Genomic DNA, 15,891 nt, shown 5'->3' on the forward strand with positions numbered 1-15,891 from the left:
GGGCTCCTGCCCGGGGCGCGCTTTTGTTTCTCGGTTCGGCCCTAATTCTGCTGCTAGATCTTACCTACGGGGAGCTTCTTCTCCGCCTGGAAGACATCCTCGACCCGGCCCTGGGCCCAGTAGCCGGACAGCGACACCTGGCTGCGCTCAAGTCCGCGCTGGGTGAAGAAGACATCCCGCAGCGCCTTCATGTAGCCGCGCTCTCCATGGGCAAAGACGTCCACTGTCCCGGAAGGCCACTCGGCGCCGGCCACGGCGTCCACCAGCAAGCGGCTGGCACCTGCCGGTTCCCCGTTGCGGGCCAGCCACTCGACCCGCACGCCGGCCGGCGCGGAAAGGGGCTGGATGTCGGCCTGGGTATCCACTTCAAGGAACGCCAGCCCCGTGGCGTCCGCAGGCAGGGCTTCCAGGCTCGCGGCGATAGCCGGCAACGCGGCCTCGTCACCGGCGAACAGGTACCAGTCGGCGGCCGGGTTGGGGTTGTAGGCGCCTCCGGGGCCGGTGAAGGTCAGCGTGTCGCCGGGTTCCGCTGCAGCCGCCCACGGCCCGGCGAGCCCCTCATCACCGTGGACCACGAAGTCGATGGAAAGCTCGCGCGCCTCAGGATCAACCCGGCGGATGGTGTAGGTGCGGGTAGTGGGCCACTGCTCCCGCGGCATGGTCTCGCGGATGGTGGCCAGATCAAGGGGGGCGGGGTATTCAACGCCGGGCTGGGGGAAAATGATCTTGACGTACCGGTCAGCAAAGCTGTTGTTCACGAAGTCCGCGAACCCGTCGCCACCGGCCACAATCCGCACCATATGGGGGGACAAGGATTCCCTCCTGAGCACCGTGAGGGTGACCTGGGGGCGGCTCTTTTTCGGGGCGCCGGCTGCGGCGGGAACAGTGCTCATAAGGCAAGCCTAAGCTAGGGCAAAGGCGGGAGTTCCCAGGTTACGGCCTCCGCCCCCTGATCCTGCAGCAGCCGATTAACACCGCTGAAGGGCCGGGAACCGAAGAAGCCCCTCGATGCCGACAACGGGCTGGGATGGGCGCTGGACACGGCAGGCCGGCCGCCCAGCAGGGGGCGCACCGACTCGGCGTCCTTGCCCCACAGCACCGCAACCAGCGGCAGGGGTGACCCGTCCGCCGACGTGCGGGCCGCGAGGGCGGTGACTGCCGCCGTCGTAATCTTCTCCCAGCCCTTGCCCCGGTGCGACCCCGCCGCCCCGGCACGGACGCTCATGACCCGGTTCAACAGCAGCACTCCCTGGCCGGCCCAGGCGGAGAGGTCTCCATGGATCCGCGGCGGCAGGCCAAGATCGGATTCAAGCTCCCGGTAGATGTTGGCAAGGCTGCGGGGGATGGGCCGCACTTTCCCGTCCACGGCGAAGGAGAGGCCGACGGCGTGTCCCGGCGTGGGGTAGGGGTCCTGCCCCACGATCAGTACTTTGACGTCCGCCAGCGGTTGACTGAAGGCGCGCAGGACGTTCGACGGCGCGGGGAGGACGTGTTGCCCCGCGGCTTCCTCCGTGCCCAGGAACGCGAGCACCTGCCGGAGTTCGGCTTCGACGCCGGAGAGGGCGGCAGCCCAGTCCGGGGCAACAAGCTGGTCCAGCGGCTGCTGCGCAAGGTCAGCGAAGCCGCCGCCGGGAAGGGACTCCGGGTCCAGTTCGAACAACGCTTCTGATTCAGCCACGGTCCCATTCTTGCAGGGCACCGGAGGTGGGGAACGGGCCCGGTGGCCGGAGCGGGATGCCAAATGACAAGGCTGTTATTCGTCCGTAGCATGGGGGTGAGACATTTTCCGTGACCAGCGAAGGAGTGCGCCGTGGCTGAACCGGCCCGGGAACATCTGACCGGTTACCTTCCGGAGGACGGCGGGGGAGACGGCGGTGCCAACCCGCTGCTGGCGGACTTCACCCTTCGGGATTCGTCCCTGACCGAGCGTGAGCAGCAGATCCTCGCCCTGGAACGGCAGTGGTGGAAGTACGCCGGAGCCAAGGAACAGGCTGTCCGGGAGCTCTTCGACCTCTCCGCAACGCACTACTACCAGGTGTTGAATGCCCTGATCGACAGGGAAGATGCGCTGGCCCACGATCCCATGCTGGTTAAGCGATTGCGTAGACTACGTACGTCGCGCCACCGTGCACGCACCGCGCGGCGCCTGGGATCCGACGCCTAGGACGCCCCGCCTTTTCAGTACCCACCAGCAAGGATCCATCCCACCATGACCAAATACGCCCGCGATGAGTTCGACAAGGTCCCGGAAACCGCGTCGCGACAAGGTGTCCACCGGACGGCGACCGCCCCGTCCCGCGTTCGGCTGTGGCCCATCCTTGCCGTTGGCATTGCCGCCCTGGCCATCGGCCTGGTGTCCTTCCTGATCCTTCCCAAACTCGGCCTTGGCGGGCCCGACACCCAGGCCTCAGCGGTCGTATCCGAGGCGCCGCTGGCTGGCACAGGCGCCACGCCTTCCGCCGCTGCGGACAAGGCATCCGAACCGTCGGCAACGGCCGAGCCCTCCACGGAGCCCAGCGCCCAAGCCACCACCGAGCCGGAACCCGCGCCCAGCGCCACAGCACCGGCCGGGCCGGAACTGGACAAGACCCAGCCGGTAGCCGTCTACAACGCAGCCGGAACATCCGGACTCGCAAGCCGGGTGGGCGGAACGGTGAAGTCGGCAGGCTGGACCCTGGGACAGGTGGGCAACTGGGCCGGCGCCCCGCAACAGGGCTCCACGGTGTACTACTCCGGAGCGGACCAGGCAGCCAATGCGCGCGAGCTGGCCAACCTCCTGGGTGTGCCGGCCGTAGTGGAAAGCACCGAGTTCCAGGTCCCGTTGGTGATCGTCCTGGGGCCGGGCTACCGCTAAACCGGGACAAGCTGCCGGCGGTCACGCCTGAATAACGTTTACCGCCGCCCCCGCCGGCGGCCTGCAGGACGGGCAGCCTTTGGCTAGAGTGAAATCCAGGCTCCTGCCCGGCCCCCGCAAGGAACGTCACCGCCGCGGCACCGCAGCAGGGGCCCTCCGGTCTCAACCGAAAGAGTGGATCATCATGGCACTGGGAACCGTCAAATGGTTCAACGCCGAAAAGGGCTACGGCTTCATCACCGTGGACGGCTCCGGGGACGATATCTTCGTGCACTGGTCGGCAATCCAGGGTGAAGGCTACCGGGCGCTCGATGAGGGCCAGCGGGTGGAACTGGAAGTGGGGGAGGGCGAAAAAGGCCCGCAGGCCGAAAGCGTCCGGCCCGCCGAGTGATGCAGCCTTTCCGCCCAGCGGCCCGCCGTCGACCGGTGTTTGCCGCATCCGTTGCTGCCGTCCTGGCCCTCAGTGCCTGCTCCGGCGTCACGGGCAATGCCCGCGTGGACACCGTTGAAGCATCCGGCGACGGAGTCCTCCGTGTTGGGCTGATCCTGGACAACAGCGGGGACAGTAGCTTCCTCAATACCTCCCAGCTCGCGGCGGCCCAGCTCGCCGTCCGGGAAATCAATGCTGCCGGCGGCCATAAGGGCAGGCCCGTGGAACTCCTTCCCGTCCAGGCCGGCGGGGACACTGCCGCGCAGGCGCACGCGCTGGCCTCCGACAAGGCGGACGTGGTAATCGGCCCCACCGATTCGAGCCACGCCACCGAGGCCATCGATGTCCTGTCCAGGGCGCGGACCCCGCTGATATCGCCAGCCAACACCGCCGCAGGCCTCAGCAGCGCCGAATCGGGCGGCTACTACTTCCGGACCACGGCCGCGGACATTGCACAGGGACCCGTCCTGGCCAAGCTGGCCAAAGACGGGGGCGCCAAGACCATCGCCATCCTCCACCAGGAGGGTGCCTACGGCAAGGAAGTTGCTGCCGCAGTTGCCGACGCTGCCCCAGGGGCCGGGCTGGAGGTTCTGGACAACGCCGGATTCGCCGCCGGGGAGGCCGGGGACGCCGCCCGGAAAGCCGGGGCCGCGAAGCCGGACGCCGTCGTCGTGGTTGCCCGCGAAGGGGCTCAGGGGGCGCTCGCGGAACTCAACAACGCGGGGGTCCCCGGGGCCAGCCTGCTGCTGAGCGATGGAGCATTCGCGCGTTACGGCTCGAAGCTCGGTACCAAGGCGCTGGACGGCGCCAGGGCCGTGGTGTCCGGGCAACTGCCCAGCGCAGGCTTCCAGGCCCGCTTGTTGGCCGTGGACGACGGGCTGAAGGATGTCTCGTATGCCGCGGAAACGTTCGATGCGGTGACCCTTGCCGCCCTGGCGGCGGGACGTGCCCAGGACGACGCCGGCCCCTCCATTGCTGCCAACCTCGTTGCCGTCTCCGGTGGGACCGCCGCGGACTCCCAAGGCGCGGCAGCGGCGCCCTGCGCCACCTACAAGGACTGCCTGCCTGCCCTCGCCTCCGGCGGCAGCATCAATTACGACGGCGAGTCAGGTCCCATCGCGTTCGACACCAACGGGGACATCACCTCCGCCACCTTCACGGTGTTCACCTACGGCAGTGACAACATTCCGACGGCGACGGGCCGCGAAACCGCCGGCCGCAGCGGCAACTGATCGCCCTCGGCGAATACGGGCGCTAAACGGGTACCCGGGGGTCTCTTTCGCTTGCACTCTCACCGGGGGAGTGCTAATTATTGAGTTAGCACTCTGACGTACCGACTGCTAAAGGCGACGCCCGGTTATCCCGGCGGCGCCCGGCACCGGCCGAGGAGCGAAGAAACACCTTACTGAAGTGAGGTTCCCGCACGGAGGCATACAGAGGCCGCCGTTCAGGAACCGTCCGTCGCGGGCACTGCAGCTGAGGTTCATTCTTAACGACTGTCCCGAAAGGACTATTGCCGTTATGGCCAAGATCATTGCATTTGATGAAGAGGCACGCCGCGGCCTTGAGCGGGGCCTGAACACCCTCGCCGACGCCGTTAAGGTCACCCTCGGCCCGCGTGGACGCAACGTCGTCCTCGAAAAGAAGTGGGGCGCCCCCACGATCACCAACGATGGTGTTTCCATCGCCAAGGAGATCGAGCTGGACGATCCCTACGAGAAGATCGGCGCCGAGCTGGTCAAGGAAGTTGCCAAGAAGACCGACGACGTCGCAGGCGACGGCACCACCACGGCTACCGTGCTGGCCCAGGCCCTCGTCAAGGAAGGCCTGCGCAACGTTGCAGCCGGCGCCGACCCGCTGTCCCTCAAGCGCGGCATCGAAAAGGCCGTTGACGCCGTCACCGCCGAACTGCTGAACTCCGCCAAGGAAATCGAAACCAAGGAAGAGATCGCCGCCACGGCCTCCATCTCTGCCGGTGACGACGAAATTGGTGCCCTCATTGCCGAAGCCCTGGACAAGGTCGGCAAGGAAGGCGTCATCACCGTCGAGGAATCCAACACCTTCGGCCTGGAGCTGGAACTCACCGAAGGCATGCGCTTCGACAAGGGTTACATCTCCGCTTACTTCGTCACCGACGCAGAGCGCCAGGAAACGGTCCTCGAGGATCCGTACATCCTGATCGTCAACTCCAAGATCTCCAACGTCAAGGAACTGGTTGCTGTCCTGGAAAAGGTCATGCAGTCCAACAAGCCGCTGCTGATCATCGCCGAGGACATCGAGGGCGAGGCCCTGGCCACGCTGATCGTGAACAAGATCCGCGGTACGTTCAAGTCCGTGGCCGTCAAGGCTCCCGGCTTCGGTGACCGCCGCAAGGCCCAGCTCGCCGACATCGCCGTCCTCACCGGCGGCCAGGTCATCTCCGAGGAAGTCGGCCTCAAGCTGGAAACGGCCGGGCTGGAACTCCTGGGCCAGGCACGCAAGGTTGTTGTCACCAAGGACGAGACCACCATCGTCGAGGGTGCCGGCGACGCCGACCAGATCGCCGGCCGCGTTTCGCAGATCCGTGCCGAGATCGAGAACTCCGACTCCGACTACGACCGTGAGAAGCTGCAGGAACGCCTGGCCAAGCTGGCCGGCGGCGTTGCAGTCATCAAGGCCGGTGCCGCCACGGAGGTTGAGCTCAAGGAGCGCAAGCACCGCATCGAAGACGCAGTGCGCAACGCCAAGGCTGCCGTTGAAGAGGGTATTGTCGCCGGTGGCGGCGTGGCCCTCATCCAGGCCGGTGCCAAGGCATTCGCCAACCTGCAGCTGTCCGGCGACGAAGCAACGGGTGCGAACATCGTCCGCGTTGCCATCGACGCCCCGCTGAAGCAGATTGCCTTCAACGCCGGCCTCGAGCCCGGTGTTGTGGTCGACAAGGTCCGCGGCCTGCCCGCAGGTCACGGCCTGAACGCAGCAACCGGCGAGTACGTCGACCTGCTGGCCGCCGGCGTCAACGACCCGGTCAAGGTAACCCGCTCTGCCCTGCAGAACGCAGCTTCCATTGCCGGCCTGTTCCTCACCACCGAGGCAGTTGTTGCCGATAAGCCGGAGAAGAACGCTGCTCCCGCCGGTGGCGACGACATGGGTGGCATGGGCGGAATGGGCGGCTTCTAAGCTTCCCCCGCTGACAGACAAAAATGCGGCCCCCTCTTCGGAGGGGGCCGCATTTTCTTGTTGCCGGTGCTGCCTGGGTTACTTCTTTGCGCTGGCGAGCATTCCTTCGACTTCCTTCTTGAAGGCGTCTGCGGCAGCCTGCGGCGTCAGCCGGTCATACAGCACTTCGTCGGTGTAGCGCTTGATCACGTTCTGTACGCTGCCTGCACCCACCGGGGGCACCGGTGGAGCGTCCTTGATGTCCGGGGCGATGTCCTTCAGGAATGACACCACGGTGGTGTCCGCCGGCTTCAGCGTGGGCGTGATGCCCTCGACGATCTCTGTGTTGGTGGGAACGCCGCGGTCCGTCATCAGGATGGCGCCCGCCTCGGGGTTGTTGGTGAGGTAGTCGATGAACGCGGCCGCCTCCTTGGGATGCTTGGAGCGGGACGAGGCGGACCAGAACATGGTGGGCTTGTAGTACATGCCATTCTTGGCTGACGCGCCGTCCTGGCTGGGTGCGCGCAGCATCTTGATGGGGCTGCCCGTGGTGGACTCAAGGGAGCCGAGCTGGTTGGTCCACCACCAGGCCATGCCCACGCGGTTGGTGCCGAAGAGACTCTCTTCCAGGCCCGCGCCGGAGTCTTCGGTGGCTACCGTGGCCGGCGGGCTTGCCTTCGAGTCCCGCTGCTCCTTGAGCCGCTCAAAGAACGACGCAGCAGTAGCAGTGTCAAAGTCCAGTTTGCCGTCCTGGGAGTAGAGGTTCTGCCCGTGCTGCCTCAGCCAGATGATGAGGTCGGCCTCATTGCTTCCGTAGGCGGCGCCGTAGGTCTTCCCGTCGCCTGAGGCACTGATCTTGCTGGCGATGTCCAGGAACTCGTCCCAGGTCCACTTGGTGTCGTCCGGGACCGGTACGTTGGCGGCCTCGAAGACCTTGGTGTTGGCCATGATGACGTAGGCGTTCTGGCCGGTGCTCAGGCCGTACTGGGCGCCGTCGTACTGTCCCGAGGCGAGAGCCTCCTTGTCCAGCTTCGAGGTATCGATTTCCTCCTGCTTCGACAGGTCAAGGAGCGCGCCCCGCCCGCCGTACTCCGCGATGTACTTCTGGTCCATCTGGATAACGTCGGGGGCATCATTGGCAGCGGTCTTGGTGGCCAGCTTGTCCCAGTAACCGCCCCATTCGCCGGGCTCGGACTCGATCTTGATGTTGGGGTGGCTGGCTTCGAAGGCGTCAATGACCTTCTCTGTCTGGGCGTTGAGGTATTCGTTGCCCCACCAGGCAAACCGCAGGGTGACCTGGTCGCTGCCGCCTGAACTGCCCGCGGCGCCGCAACCTGTTGCCAGCAGCGTAATTGCCAGGGCTGCAGCTCCAAGCTGGAACCTTCGCCGGCTTACGGTTGGAATCGTCATCGATGTGCCTTCCTGAAATCTTGGGCGCCTTCCCGGCGGCTGCATCGGCATCCTTGCCGTTCCGCCAGAACGAGAAAGCGTTTTCTCATTCGATACAGTGATTCTGTCCCTGTTGGACGCGGGCAGTCAAGAGTTTGGGTAAACGTTTTCCCGCGCGGCCTTTTTCATCCGGCAGAGGCTCCGGCTTCCGTGCTGTCCCGCTTGCGGCTGCCACCGTTGAGGCATTGTCGGAGAGGTCTGGCAGGATGGACCGGTGACGATTACTGCAGCGGCTGACGGTTCGGCCTTGGGAAACCCCGGCCCTGCCGGATGGGCCTGGTACGTGAATGACGAGTGCTGGCGAGCCGGCGGGTGGCCCCACGGAACCAACAACCAGGGCGAACTTATGGCAGTGCTGGATCTGCTGCGTGCAACCGCGCACGTCCGGCAGGAGGACCTCCACATCCTTTGCGACAGCCAGTACGTCATCAACTCGATCACCAAGTGGATGCCCGGCTGGAAGCGGAAGGGCTGGCGCAAGGCGGACGGCAAGCCGGTCCTTAATGTTGAGCTCCTCAAGGAACTCGACCGTGAGCTTGCGGGGCGCAAATACACCTTTGAGTGGGTGAAAGGCCATGCCGGCCATGACCTCAACGAGGCCGCAGACGAGCGGGCCAGGGCGGCAGCCACGGCTTACCAGCAGGGCGTTGCTGCCCGGTCCGGACCTGGATTCCCAGGCCACCAGCACGGAGCCGGAGACGGCGCAACGGTGCAGGCCGGCACGCAAACGGCTGCCACCCGGGTTGCCGGCGAACAGCCTTCCACCGATCAGGGTGCCGCATCGCAGCGTTCGGCGGTGCCACCGTCTGCCGCACGGCCTGCCGCCAAGGCCGGGCCGGACCTGTTCACCGACCCCGGGCTCTTCGGCGACCCAAAGCTTTTCAGCGAACCGGATCTCTTCAGTGAGCTGGGCAGCGACGCCTTCGGCGAAGAACCGGACGCGGCAGAGTCATCCGCTGAAGCGCAGGTGGAGGAACTCGAACGGGAGCTCCTGGGCCCCCTTGTCCGTGGCGACATGGGCCGCACGGCCGTCCTGCTGCATCCGGACTTCATGGAGATCGGCAGTTCGGGCCGGGTCTGGACCCGGGACGCCATGATGATGGCCCTCGAAGAGGACCCGGGAGAGCGGACCGATATCGAGATCCTCGGGACCGACCGCGTCGGCACCAGCGCTGTCCTGCTGACCTACCGAAGCTTCGCCCGCTCCGGCACCACCCTGAGAAGCTCACTGTGGGTGCTCGACGGCGGCCGCTGGCGGCTGAGATTCCACCAAGGCACGCCGGAGGCATAGAGCAACTAGCTGAAGCGCTGCGTGTTTCCCTGCTCCGCCTGGGCGTAGCTGGCCGCAGCGGAGGCCAGCGCTGCATTGATGGAGGCCAGCGAGGCTTCCACCCTGCCCTGCGTGATGGTCCACTCGGTGATCAATGCCTGGAAGTTTGTAGCCGCAGAGCCCCGCCAGGACCCCTGGAGCTCATCGAGGCCGCGCTTCATGGACTGGACGTCGGTGCTGATCCTGTCCACGGTGGCTTGAACGCTGGCCGACTTCAGTTGCAGGAGTTCGGTATCGACGGAGATGATGCTCATGGCTGTCCCTTTCGCTCGCGGCGGGGAAACGCAGGTTTCCCTGGCCCGGCTGGTCCGGGCCGCTAAGACGAGCCTAGGGACGGTCAATGTGGCGGGCCACGGCCATGGAGCTATATGTGGATAACCTTGCCGTCGCTGGCCTCGTTCTCGCTGTCCGCCGCGGCCTCGTCCCGGTACGGCAGGCTAACCACCATGGTGGCGCCCCCGCCGTCGGTCTCCTGTACGCGGACAGAACCGCCGTGTGAACCAACAATCGCCGCAACGATGGCCAGGCCCAGGCCGCTGCCGCCGGTGTCGCGTGTCCGCGAGGTATCTGCACGGTAGAAACGTTCAAAGACCTTTGACGCGTCCTCCTCGGAGATGCCCGGGCCATGGTCCCGTACCTCAACCACCGAGCGCTGCTGCCCGTCCACCGTCCGCACGCCGACAGCCAGCTCGATGGGGCTGCCTTCGGGGGTGTAGCGCAGCGCGTTGCCCACCAGGTTTCCCAGCACCTGCCGGATTTTGGCCTCATCGCCGAGTACCGGTGCGGGCTTGGCCGGTCCGTCGTCGAGTCCGGCAAGCGTGATTACACGGGAGCGGTCGCTGGCCTGGGTGTCCACTACGGCATCATGGGCAATGAGCTGGAGGTCAACGGGCTTTTGCTGCAGCGGGCGCTGCTCGTCCAGTCGGGCCAGGAGGAGGAGGTCCTCCACCATGGAACCCATGCGCTTGGCTTCGCTTTCGATCCGCCCCATGGCCGTGGCAACGTCCTCGTCCGTGGTCAGGGCTCCGTGGCGGTAGAGCTCGGAGAAGCCGCGGATGGTTACCAGCGGGGTCCTCAGTTCGTGCGACGCGTCCGCGGCGAAGCGCCTCATCCGGGCTTCGGATGCTGTGCGGGCCGCGAAGGCCGTCTCGATATGCGCCAGCATCGCGTTCAGGGAGCTGCTGAGCCGGCCCAGCTCGGTGGCCGGGTTTTCGACGTCCACGCGGCGGGACAAGTCTCCGGCTGCGATGGCGGCCGCGGTCTTTTCCACCCGTGCCAGTGGCCGGAAGGAGCGCGAAACAGTCCAGCTGGCAATCAGTGAGGCGAGCAGGAGCGTCAGCAGGCCGACGCCGGTGACCACCAGGGTGGCGTGCTTGAGGACGTCGTCCACGCCCTCGAGCGGAAGGCCGATGAGCACTACTGCAGGCTGGTTGTTGGACAGGACGGGGACGGCCACAACCCGCCAGTTCTCTCCGTCCGTGCCGCCAACCTGGAAGGGGACGGTGTCGCGGGCCCGTGCTTGCTCCGGGCTGATGAAACTGACGGCCGGATGGTTGTCCGGGTCGCCGCCGAGCCTGAGCGGCTCCTGGTCCTGGCGGAAGAGAAGCAGGGAGTAATCGGTGGGGACCTCGGGGCTGGTGGCCTGAAGCTGCGAGAAGGACTGCTGCTTGACTGCAAGGCCCACGGCGGCGTTGAGCTTGTCGTCCACCTGGCCCTGGAGGTAGCTGTGCAGCAGCGCCAGGGTCCCGGCACCGGTCACCGTCAGGGCAATAATGAGCAGGGCCATGATCATGGCCACCAGCTGTGTCCTCAGGGACGAGGACTTCCACCGTTTCAGCAAGGTCAGCGCTTTTCGGCCGTCCGGAGCACGTAGCCCACGCCGCGTTTGGTCTGGATCAGGGCAGGGGCGTCGGGATCGATGTCCACCTTGCGGCGCAGGTAGGAAATGTAGGACTCCACGATAGAGGCGTCGCCGTTGAAGTCGTACTCCCAAACGTGGTCCAGGATCTGCGACTTGGACAATACGCGGTTGGGATTCAGCATCAGGTAGCGGAGCAGCTTGAACTCGGTGGGGGAGAGTTCAATGACAGTGCCGCCGCGGCGCACTTCGTGGGCGTCGTCGTCGAGTTCGAGGTCGCCCACCCGGATAACGGCGTCGTCGTCGAGGAGCGGCTGCGTGCGGCGGAGCACGGCGCGGATGCGCGCCACCACCTCATCGAGGCTGAACGGCTTGGTCACGTAGTCGTCTCCGCCCACGGTGAGCCCGGTGACTTTGTCTTCGGTGTCGTCCTTGGCGGTGAGGAACAGGACCGGGAAGTGCTTGCCGGAGGCACGCAGCCGTCGGGTGACGGTAAACCCATCCATATCAGGAAGCATGACGTCGAGGACAGCCAGGTCTGGCGCGTGGGCATCGGCGGCGGCCAGGGCATCACGGCCGTTGGCCGCGGACACCACTTCGAAGCCGGCGAACCGCAGTGACGTGGACAGCAGCTCACGGATGTTGGGTTCATCGTCAACAACGAGGAGCTTCGCTTCGGGGCCGTTCTTGTTCATGTTCCCATCATGCTCCCAGTCTCTGGGAGTTGTCTGGATGTTCCATGGAAGAACGTTGCGTATCTTCGGCGGGCCGCGGGCGGCACCACCCACGCCCAATTTACGGGCGGACCATGGTCCCACCGGCCGCACGCGTCCACAAGGGTGGAACACCCCCTACCGGCGGCCGGTTCCCCCCTCTTATGTGGCCTCCCCACCGGCCGCCTACCCGTCCGCACGGACGTTCCCCACGTGTCGCCGGGGGCTGTTTACAGTGCCTGAAACGCCGCCGTATGGTGCTCATCTAGGAAGGTTGCGGGCAGCCTTGGCAAGGGAGGATCAGCACGATGAAAAGCAAAATGGCCACCATGGCCCTGGGCGCAGGAGCTCTTGTCATCGCCTTGCTGGCGGGCGGCCCGTCACCGTCCGCCCACGCGGCCGACGAACCCCTGGTTGGACTGACGTTCGACGACGGGCCATCCCCACAGCGCACGGCTTTCGTCTTGGATGTCCTGAAGTCGAAGAACGTGAAAGCAACGTTCTTCCTGCAGGGGGCAAACGCACAGCTGTACCCGGACCTCGTGCGCCGGATCAAGGCCGAGGGGCACGTCATCGGTAACCACTCGTGGAACCACGCCGACTTCCTCGAGATCAGCCAAGCGGACCAAAAGCAGCAGATAGACAGCACGAATGAGGCCATCCGGGCCGTGACAGGTGAGACCCCCCGCCTCATGCGCTTCCCGTTCGGCAACAGCACACCGTACGCAACGAATTACCTGCGGACCATCGGTCTGAGCGGCGGGATTCTCTGGCGTTGGCACATCGGCCAGCCCGGTGATTTCGAGTGCCCGGGAGCCGCCGGCGTCCAGAAGTTTGTCATGGATGAGGCAGCGCCCGGGGCCATCATCCTGCTCCATGATGCCGAAGACGTCCTGGCCTGCCCGGCTTCGCAGTGGACATACCTCGCAACCGCCATCGACGCGCTGCGTGCCCGGGGCTACGAATTTGGGGTAGTGGCTCCGTCCGCCACCGCCAACCCGCTCAACGAGGGCTCACCCGCCGTCGTGGTTCCTCCGGCCGGCTCCTAGCCGGTGACCGACGCGCCGGATCTGCCCCTCCCCAGCCTGCTTCGCCAGGACCTGCCGGCAGTGGTGGACGCTGCCCTGGGCCGGCACGGCATGGAGGTCACCCGGGCCACGGCCGAAAGCATCATCCCGCCCGGTGCCAACATGACCACGGGCGGGCTCTGGCGGATCCTGGGAACGGCGCAGCAGGCCGAACCGGGCAACGAAGCGGAACCTGTCCCCTTCAGGGTCATCGCCAAGCTCACCCAGTCGCCACTGTTGTGGCCGGGTATCCAGGCTGTCCCGCCGGAGTTTCGGGAGCTGTTGGCGGCGCGCTATCCGTGGCGCACCGAGGCGCAGGCGTACGCCGCCGGGGTCAGCGCAGCATTGCCCTCCAACGCCCGGATGCCCGTGGCTTTCCGGATCACCGAGCTGGATGCGCAGCGGATCCTCATCTGGATGGAGGACGCGGACGACGGCGGCGCCCAGGGGTGGAGCGACCAGCACTTTGCGGAGGCTGCCTTTGTCCTGGGCAGCCTTGCGGGAAGCCCGGCCGCGGATGCGTGCGTAACGGCCGTCCCGGATGCCACGACGTCGCGGCGACTGGAGTTCTTCCTCGAGGGCGTCGGAACGCAGCTGTTTATCCCGGCGATTATGGGCGACGACGTGTGGCGGCACCCGGTGGTGGCGGGCGCAGCGGACCCTGAGGTCATCAGCGGACTGCGCAGCCTGGCGGGGAGGGCCCGGGACCTGGTGGACGTGCTCGTGGCCCTGCCGCAGTTCCCCATGCACGGCGATGCCAGCCCACAGAACCTGCTGGCCGGAGCCTCCGCCGGCGGGGACCGCGCGTTCGTCCTCATTGACTGGGGAAACTTCGGCCGGGGGCCTGCGGGCTTCGACCTGGCGCAGTTGCTGGCCGGACGGGTGAACGACGGCGACATGCCAGGCAGCGACCTCACCCGGTTGGCACCGCTGTGCGTGGACGCCTACTGCAGCGGGATGGCCGAGGCTGGAACCGAACCCGATGCTTCAGCAGTCGCCCGCGGACATGCTGCGGCCATGGCCGTGTTCACGGGGCTGCAGGCACTGCCGCTGGACCAACTGGCGGAGCCGCGCCCTGGGCTGGAGGACGTGGTGGCAGGGCGGCTGGACATGGTCCGGTTCATCCTGGGACGGTTGGACACGCTGGGAATGTAGGCCCACGTGCCCCTTGCGCCAGGCTCACCATCCCAGCGTGCCGGGCTCACCCTTGAACGGCCCCACGACCCGGTCCGTAACCCAGCCGCCGTAAAAACCTCCCGCTTGGGGGCGGGCAACTTCGCCGTCCACCTCGCACCGGTCCATTGGCCCCGCATAGACTGCCACCCGGCCCGCCAGTTCCGCATAGCCGGGAAGGGGTTGCGGGTAGGACCAGGCGGCCCGCTCTGCCGACCTGCCGCCGCCGCGAACGGTGAAGTACTGGGCCTGTCCCTTGAACTCGCACCAGGTGCCTCCCTGGGCGGGGTCCAATGCGCCGGCAAGGAACGCAGCACGTGGAAGGTAGTAGACCGGTGGATGGCTGGTTTCAAGGACCCTCAGCGATTCCGTGGTCTCGGCAATCAGATCCCCGCCCAAATAGATCCTGATCAGTTCGGAGCTTGGTTCTACCCTTGGTGGGCGCGGATAGTCCCACACGGACTCCTGCCCGGGGCCGGGGACAGCCGGCACGATGCGTTGACTCATATGTCCAGTGTGAGTCCGGGGGCCCGGTTTAGCACCCGGGAACCCAAAACACGGTAAGAACGTTCGGCGTCGCGCATCTTCCCCGGCCACCGAAGCGGGAATACAGTGATGCTTGCCGGGCGTATCGCCGGCACCAGCTGTATAACGGACCACCGCGTGCTGTTTTCATTGCTGCCGGTGGCCCCTTCCACCGTTAGTACCTGTTAGTTCCTGGCCATCGAAGGGGATAGACCAACATGACTGATCTGAACGCCACCGAAAACGCACCTGCGGGCGAACGCACCATCCGGGATTGGGCGGACCTTGCCGAGGAGATGTGGTCATATCTCACCGGCAAGGGAGCCGCGATCAACTACCAGTTTATTGACATGACCGTGGAGGTTCCACGGGATATCGGCCCCGACGCTCCACGCGCCACGTGGAAGCTCAACGGATCCCTGCGGGTGACCACCAGCGACCGGGATGCCGCCGGGTCGGACGCGAACCGCGGCTGACGTCATGCCGGAGAACCGCTTGGACATCGATCTGGACTTCACCTTCACGGACGAGTCCGGGGCGGTCACCACGGGACGGGCCCAGGCCGCCGGGACAGAGGTCACTGTATCGCTGGACGGCCTGGCCCCGTTGGCCGGTGGCGGCATGCCTTCGGTGGAGGCGATCAAGCCGCTGGCCGACTTCCTGGCCCGCAAGGGGTTGAGCGTCACCGTGGCCGGACCGGATGGAAATGTCGTCAGCCTGGGCGCAGTGGACAGTCCGGCCACGCAGCGGTTGGTGACCCGGTCGCCCCACATCAAGCTGGGCAAACTGGGGTCCCTGCTGCCGCTGGTCCGGCAGGGCAAGCGGCGGCCCCGGGGAGGCATGGCATTGCTTCCGCCCGTCACCCCCATGCCCCTGTTCCCCACCGTGCAGCGGAAAGTGGTGCGCCGCATCACCACCACCCATTACGCGCGGGGCGGAGGCCGTCCGCGGCTGATCTTCGTCCAGGACGCAGACAGCTGGACCGGCCAGGTTCCCCGGGAAGTGGCACTTACGGACGATGTGACGACCATCGGCAGCAGCCCGGAATCCGGCCTCGTGCTGGAAGGCCTTGAAGAACTGCACGCCGAGATCCGGCACGACGACCAGGACGAGTACGTCCTGGTGCCGCACGGCCCCGTCAGTGGGAGTGTAGCCAGGTCCGGAGCGTCAGTACTCCGGACCGGAGCGCGGATCCAGATGGGGCAATGGTGCCTGGCGTTCTTCCGGGAGGAATTCGCCGACCACGGCCGCCCCTTCGGTGGCCGCAGCGGCGGCGAATTCGCCTATGAACGCCCGCAGCTCGATCCTCGGACCGGCACCTTGGAGCGGGACAGCAACGAAGGGGTTACCTAGCGGA

17 protein-coding genes are annotated in these 15,891 nt (G+C 66.3%); 10 read left to right on the forward strand and 7 right to left on the reverse strand.

The features are described 5' to 3' along the window. Positions 1 to 53: 53 nt before the first annotated feature. A complete protein-coding gene (locus ACHL_RS04485) occupies positions 54 to 893 on the reverse strand; it encodes a siderophore-interacting protein (RefSeq protein WP_015936106.1) in 840 nt (279 codons plus the stop codon). Between the two features lie 14 nt (positions 894 to 907). Next, complete coding sequence (locus ACHL_RS04490; protein WP_043793770.1) at positions 908 to 1,678, reverse strand: uracil-DNA glycosylase; 771 nt, start codon at positions 1,676 to 1,678, stop codon at positions 908 to 910. A 132-nt stretch (positions 1,679 to 1,810) separates the two neighbouring features. Between ACHL_RS04490 and ACHL_RS04495 the strand changes: the two genes are divergently transcribed. The 5 genes from ACHL_RS04495 (at position 1,811) to groL (ending at position 6,440) form a co-directional block, all read left to right on the forward strand. Next, positions 1,811 to 2,164 carry a DUF3263 domain-containing protein gene (locus tag ACHL_RS04495; protein ID WP_015936108.1) on the forward strand — a complete coding sequence of 118 codons (354 nt, stop codon included), beginning with the start codon at positions 1,811 to 1,813 and terminating at the stop codon, positions 2,162 to 2,164. Between the two features lie 45 nt (positions 2,165 to 2,209). Beyond that, positions 2,210 to 2,854, forward strand: a complete 645-nt coding sequence (locus ACHL_RS04500) for a LytR C-terminal domain-containing protein (protein ID WP_015936109.1) — start codon at positions 2,210 to 2,212, stop codon at positions 2,852 to 2,854. A 184-nt stretch (positions 2,855 to 3,038) separates the two neighbouring features. Further along, positions 3,039 to 3,245, forward strand: coding sequence for a cold-shock protein (locus ACHL_RS04505; protein ID WP_015936110.1), 207 nt, complete (start codon positions 3,039 to 3,041; stop codon positions 3,243 to 3,245). Continuing rightward, positions 3,245 to 4,516, forward strand: a complete 1,272-nt coding sequence (locus ACHL_RS04510) for an ABC transporter substrate-binding protein (protein ID WP_015936111.1) — start codon at positions 3,245 to 3,247, stop codon at positions 4,514 to 4,516. The genes ACHL_RS04505 and ACHL_RS04510 overlap by 1 nt, the downstream gene beginning before the upstream one ends. A gap of 289 nt (positions 4,517 to 4,805) precedes the next feature. Further along, positions 4,806 to 6,440 (forward strand): chaperonin GroEL, encoded by a 1,635-nt coding sequence (groL, locus tag ACHL_RS04515; RefSeq protein ID WP_015936112.1) that lies wholly within the window; start codon positions 4,806 to 4,808, stop codon positions 6,438 to 6,440. A gap of 78 nt (positions 6,441 to 6,518) precedes the next feature. Here groL and ACHL_RS04520 read toward each other — a convergent pair whose 3' ends face one another. Then, a complete protein-coding gene (locus tag ACHL_RS04520; RefSeq protein ID WP_015936113.1) occupies positions 6,519 to 7,829 on the reverse strand; it encodes an ABC transporter substrate-binding protein in 1,311 nt (436 codons plus the stop codon). A 253-nt stretch (positions 7,830 to 8,082) separates the two neighbouring features. Between ACHL_RS04520 and ACHL_RS04525 the strand changes: the two genes are divergently transcribed. Then, positions 8,083 to 9,159, forward strand: coding sequence for a ribonuclease HI family protein (locus tag ACHL_RS04525; RefSeq protein WP_015936114.1), 1,077 nt, complete (start codon positions 8,083 to 8,085; stop codon positions 9,157 to 9,159). A gap of 5 nt (positions 9,160 to 9,164) precedes the next feature. Here ACHL_RS04525 and ACHL_RS04530 read toward each other — a convergent pair whose 3' ends face one another. From ACHL_RS04530 to ACHL_RS04540, 3 genes are all read right to left on the reverse strand, one after another. Then, complete coding sequence (locus tag ACHL_RS04530; protein ID WP_015936115.1) at positions 9,165 to 9,452, reverse strand: WXG100 family type VII secretion target; 288 nt, start codon at positions 9,450 to 9,452, stop codon at positions 9,165 to 9,167. Positions 9,453 to 9,562: 110 nt separating this feature from the next. Further along, the gene (locus tag ACHL_RS04535; RefSeq protein WP_043793771.1) at positions 9,563 to 11,038 is read right to left on the reverse strand and encodes a sensor histidine kinase; all 1,476 of its coding nucleotides are present in this window, start codon (positions 11,036 to 11,038) and stop codon (positions 9,563 to 9,565) included. Between the two features lie 2 nt (positions 11,039 to 11,040). Next, positions 11,041 to 11,751, reverse strand: coding sequence for a response regulator transcription factor (locus ACHL_RS04540; RefSeq protein WP_015936117.1), 711 nt, complete (start codon positions 11,749 to 11,751; stop codon positions 11,041 to 11,043). 326 nt (positions 11,752 to 12,077) lie between these two features. Between ACHL_RS04540 and ACHL_RS04545 the strand changes: the two genes are divergently transcribed. Both ACHL_RS04545 and ACHL_RS04550 read left to right on the forward strand, forming a co-directional pair. Further along, positions 12,078 to 12,818, forward strand: coding sequence for a polysaccharide deacetylase family protein (locus ACHL_RS04545; protein ID WP_015936118.1), 741 nt, complete (start codon positions 12,078 to 12,080; stop codon positions 12,816 to 12,818). 3 nt (positions 12,819 to 12,821) lie between these two features. Further along, positions 12,822 to 13,991, forward strand: a complete 1,170-nt coding sequence (locus ACHL_RS04550) for a phosphotransferase (protein WP_015936119.1) — start codon at positions 12,822 to 12,824, stop codon at positions 13,989 to 13,991. 24 nt (positions 13,992 to 14,015) lie between these two features. Here ACHL_RS04550 and ACHL_RS04555 read toward each other — a convergent pair whose 3' ends face one another. After that, complete coding sequence (locus ACHL_RS04555) at positions 14,016 to 14,516, reverse strand: DUF427 domain-containing protein (protein ID WP_015936120.1); 501 nt, start codon at positions 14,514 to 14,516, stop codon at positions 14,016 to 14,018. A gap of 236 nt (positions 14,517 to 14,752) precedes the next feature. Between ACHL_RS04555 and ACHL_RS04560 the strand changes: the two genes are divergently transcribed. After that, positions 14,753 to 15,010: a hypothetical protein gene (locus ACHL_RS04560; RefSeq protein ID WP_015936121.1), complete on the forward strand. Its 258-nt coding sequence runs from the start codon at positions 14,753 to 14,755 to the stop codon at positions 15,008 to 15,010. Positions 15,011 to 15,029: 19 nt separating this feature from the next. Then, positions 15,030 to 15,887 (forward strand): FHA domain-containing protein, encoded by an 858-nt coding sequence (locus ACHL_RS04565; RefSeq protein WP_244266517.1) that lies wholly within the window; start codon positions 15,030 to 15,032, stop codon positions 15,885 to 15,887. Positions 15,888 to 15,891 lie beyond the last annotated feature (4 nt).

The sequence above is a fragment of the Pseudarthrobacter chlorophenolicus A6 genome, assembly GCF_000022025.1.
GTDB classification, from domain to species: domain Bacteria; phylum Actinomycetota; class Actinomycetes; order Actinomycetales; family Micrococcaceae; genus Arthrobacter; species Arthrobacter chlorophenolicus.